Origin of the sequence: Rhizobium sp. PRIMUS64 (assembly GCF_023006465.1) — a bacterium.
Taxonomy (GTDB): domain Bacteria; phylum Pseudomonadota; class Alphaproteobacteria; order Rhizobiales; family Rhizobiaceae; genus Rhizobium; species Rhizobium leguminosarum.
Map to the genome: position 1 here is coordinate 1 of NZ_JALBGX010000251.1, position 3,861 is coordinate 3,861.

A 3,861-nucleotide genomic window follows, 5' to 3' on the forward strand; every position below is an offset into this window, starting at 1 on the left:
TCGTGCGGGCTTTTGTGTATCTCGTAACGGGTCGAGGATTTAACGCCTCCTCAGGGGCCCGCAAGAAGGCGAAGCCGACGCAGCGGGACAGAAACTTCAAATCCTGCCCCCGCAACCAACGATACTTGCAAATTTGCCCATGCAAGTCGCTTGACAGAAAGCTCCTCGACATAACCCTCGAGGAGCTTTTTGCGTTTCTGCTGGGTTTCCAGCTCCCCGGACGCCAGCTCCCCGGACGCCAGCTCCCCGGACGCCAGCTCCCCGGACGCCAGCTGACCTGCCACGGAACTTTCATCAGGCAGCGATGAGAGCCTCGGCGGTTTTGGTACGCAAGATGGCGCGATGCAACCGGCGGAAACGCGAAGCTTTCATCTTGCACAGCGAAACCACTCGTCTCAAAACGTCCTGAGCCCGGACACATCATAGCCAGCGACGGCATTGTATGAGGTGCGTCGCCGTTGTACCATGTAGTCTGACAAGTGCGCGCAGTGCTCATTGTATAGCCGGAGCCAAAGTCCGGTCGTGCGCTTCAACCCGATGACTAAGTAGCCGGGATCATGGAACTTATCGTCGCCCTTGGCCTGATCGTCTTGAAGGTCGCGTTGCTGATTGCGATCCTGCTGTTGCTACCCTTGCCGCTAACCTGGCTGGAACGCAAGATCGCCGGGCACATGCAGCAGCGGATGGGGCCGATGCGCGTGGGATGGCACGGGCTGTTGCAGCCGGTGGCGGACGGAATCAAGCTCCTGACCAAAGAGGATCACATCCCGGCCGAGGCCGACCGGTTCCTGTTCAAACTGGCGCCAATCCTGGCGCTCGCCCCGCCCTTTGTGGTGTTCGTCGCGATCCCCTTCGGCGAAACTGTCTCGGTCCTCGGCCACGAGATCACGCTCTACGTCTCTAACATGAATGTGGCGCTCCTTTTTGTTTTCTCGGTGATCGGGATCGAGGTCTATGGCGTCATCTTCGGCGGCTGGGCCTCCAACAGCAAGTACGCTGTTCTGGGCAGCCTCAGGACCTGCGCGCAGATGATCAGCTACGAGATCCCGATGGGGTTCGCGGTCATCGGCGTGGTCATGCTGGCGCAATCCATGAGCCTGGTTGAGATCGTGCGGGCGCAGGCCGATGTCTGGAACATCGTCTACCAACCGGTCGGATTCTTCGTGTTCTTCGTCGCCGGGCTCGCCGAAGCGCAGCGCATTCCCTTCGACCTGGCGGAGGCGGAGGGTGATCTGGGGGCCGGGTTCCATACCGAATACAGCGGTATCCGCTTTGCCTTCTTCATGGTCAGCGAATATGCCATCGTATTGCTTGTGTCGGTCCTGGTGGTGATCCTGTTCTTCGGCGGTTGGAACGGAGTTCTGATTCCCTTGCCACCGCTCCTGTGGTTTGTGCTGAAGATCGCGTTCTTCGTCTATGTGTTTATCTGGTTCCGCTTCACTTTCCCCCGCTACCGCTACGACCAACTGATGGCGATCGGATGGAAAGTCTTGCTTCCTCTTTCAATGGCGAACATAATTATATCCGGTGTACTTTTAGGGGTCGTAGCGGCTCCGTAGCGAGGCGGCGATGTCGCGCGCGCAGGACAGAGTTGGAACATGGATTGGTTGGGCGTTCTTTGCCGATCTGGCGAGCGCCTTGGCTCTGACCTTGGGCTACATGTTCTCCAGATCCGTGACCATGCAGTATCCGGACAAGGAAAAATGGCTGCCCTACTCCCGCTATCGCGGGCATCACTTCCTGACGCGTGATGAAGAGGGCGAGATCAAGTGCGTGGCCTGCGAACTCTGCGCGCGGATCTGTCCCTGCGACTGTATCGAAGTCGTCCCCTACGAGGACGAGAAGGGCAAGCGGCACCCGGCCAAATTCGAGATCGACACGGCCCGCTGCCTGTTCTGCGGGCTGTGCGAGGACGCCTGCCCGGCGGACGCGATCGCGCTTGGCCAACAATACGAATTCTCGAGTTTTTCCTCAGCTGACCTGGTGATCGGGCGCGATAATCTGCTCGCCAAGCCGGGTAAGGCGGCGACCGGCGGCGGCGTGGTTGCCGCGCGCCTGAATACGAAGAAGGACGTACTTGTCGAGACGAAAGAGACGCAGGGCTACAACTGGTGGCGGAATATCCGGCGAACATGAACGCGCGCCAGCTGTCAAACCGAAGCGCTCGGAAAGAGAGGCTCAGATGTTTGTCGGTGAAATCATGAAAAACAAGGGTGTCGGGGTCATCGCAGTTGCTCCCGATCAGACGATGGTGGAGGTACTGCGGCTGTTTCGAGACAACAATATCGGCTTCGTCGTCGTCAGGCGATCGAACGGCAAATACCTCGGTACGCTGTCGGAGCGGGACTGCTGCAATGCGGTGGCGGAATACGGGGCCGAGGCGGCGGCAAAGCGGGTCGCGGACATCATGAACCGCAATGTGGCGACGTGTTCGACACAGGATTTGCTGCCCGTCGCGATGGGGATCATGACCCAGCGGCGTACACGCCATGTGCTGGTCACGGATGGAGGCGACGTTGTCGGCGTGGTCAGCATCGGCGACGTGGTTAAACACAGGCTCGACGAAGCGCAGCGTACAGAGCAGGATCTGCAGGATTACATATGCGGGACCAGGTATCACTGAAGACGCCGGGGCGGGCAGCTTGCCGCAGAGCCTTGCGGTGCCCCGACCCCAAATCTTCAGACCCCACGCCAGATTCGGCCTGGGCGGTCGACCTCAAGAGTGGCATGCGCCTTCTGAACTTCCACCGCGCATGGATATTCGCCCCGCCGCAGCAGGCTGTTGAGACGCAAGGCTCTATAGTTTTCCGGAACGAAGACGATGCCCTTGGGAAACTGCCTGTCGACCTTGAGCTGCGCCGTCAGTTCGCCCTGGCCGGAACGCACGATTACCTGATCGCCATCCGAAAGGCCAAGCTCCGCGGTGTCCTGCGCGCTCATTGCGACATAGGGATCGTTGGCGACCGTGTTCAGGATGTCCGACCGTTCGGAAAGATATCCGTTGTGGAACAGGCAGTCGCCGGTGATCAGCATGAGCCGGTCGGCTGCTGTCGGGACGGGCGGCGGCGCAGGGAGCATGCCAGCCGATAGTGTTGGCACCGCCTTGGTGAAAGCGCCGTCGGCGCCAAGCCCGTCCTGCGTCAACCCCTGATAGGTCGGAACCAGCCGGGCAATCTCGTCGAAAATTTCAGGTTGCGTCGATGGCCGCAGCGCCTGGTTGCGTAGCGCCGCGACGAAGTCGACAATCGCCAGATTGCCTCGCGCCTCGAAAACGGGCTCACGGAATTTGCGAACATTCTGGATCCGACCCTCGTTGTTGGTGAACGTTCCGGATTCCTCGCCGTAGCCCGCCGCGGGCAAGACGACCTCGGCCATGCCCGCCGTATCCGTGAGGAACGCGTCCTGCACGATCAGGAGATCGGCGGCGCCAAGCGCCCGCGTCACAAAGTTCCGGTCGGGATAGGCGACCAGGGGGTCGGTTCCGACGATGTAGAGCGCGCCCATCCGCCCACCGACACAGAGGTCCAGCATGGCGTCGAGATCCGCGCCGGGTTCAGACGGGATTTCGGCGTCCCAGTTTCGCGCAAGAGTTGCGCGCGCCGCGTCATCGGCGACCGCCCGCAGCCCCGGCAGAGCCGCCGGCAGGACCCCCATGTCCCAGGCGCCCATCTGGTTGGCACGGTCGAAGAGAAACTGCATCGCCGGGCCTTTGCCGAGCAGGCGGAGAACGTGCAGCAGGTTGTTGAGCTGCTGCAGCGTCGCGCGCGCTTCGGGTGATCTTAGGAGGTCGACGCTGACAAGCACGGTAACGCTGCGGCCTTCCTTGAGCGCGGCGGCCAGGCGATCCGGCCCGTCACTGCC

4 protein-coding genes are annotated in these 3,861 nt (G+C 61.2%); 3 read left to right on the forward strand and 1 reads right to left on the reverse strand.

Features of this window, described 5'->3' with window-relative positions; genetic code table 11:
* Positions 1-557 precede the first annotated feature (557 nt).
* Genes nuoH through MOV76_RS38605 form a run of 3 tightly spaced genes read left to right on the forward strand, consistent with a single transcriptional unit; the run spans position 558 to position 2,623 of the window.
* Entirely contained in the window at positions 558-1,559 is a 1,002-nt protein-coding gene (gene nuoH, locus MOV76_RS38595; protein WP_113544253.1) for an NADH-quinone oxidoreductase subunit NuoH, read from the forward strand.
* 10 nt (positions 1,560-1,569) lie between these two features.
* On the forward strand, positions 1,570-2,136 hold the full coding sequence (locus tag MOV76_RS38600; protein WP_247266535.1) for an NADH-quinone oxidoreductase subunit I: 567 nt from the start codon (positions 1,570-1,572) through the stop codon (positions 2,134-2,136).
* Positions 2,137-2,182: 46 nt separating this feature from the next.
* Complete coding sequence (locus tag MOV76_RS38605; protein ID WP_018243737.1) at positions 2,183-2,623, forward strand: CBS domain-containing protein; 441 nt, start codon at positions 2,183-2,185, stop codon at positions 2,621-2,623.
* Positions 2,624-2,679: 56 nt separating this feature from the next.
* On the opposite strand, the gene MOV76_RS38610 is transcribed toward MOV76_RS38605, so the two are convergent.
* A partial coding sequence (locus MOV76_RS38610) for a molybdopterin oxidoreductase family protein (protein WP_247266536.1) occupies positions 2,680-3,861 on the reverse strand: 1,182 nt, incomplete at its 5' end.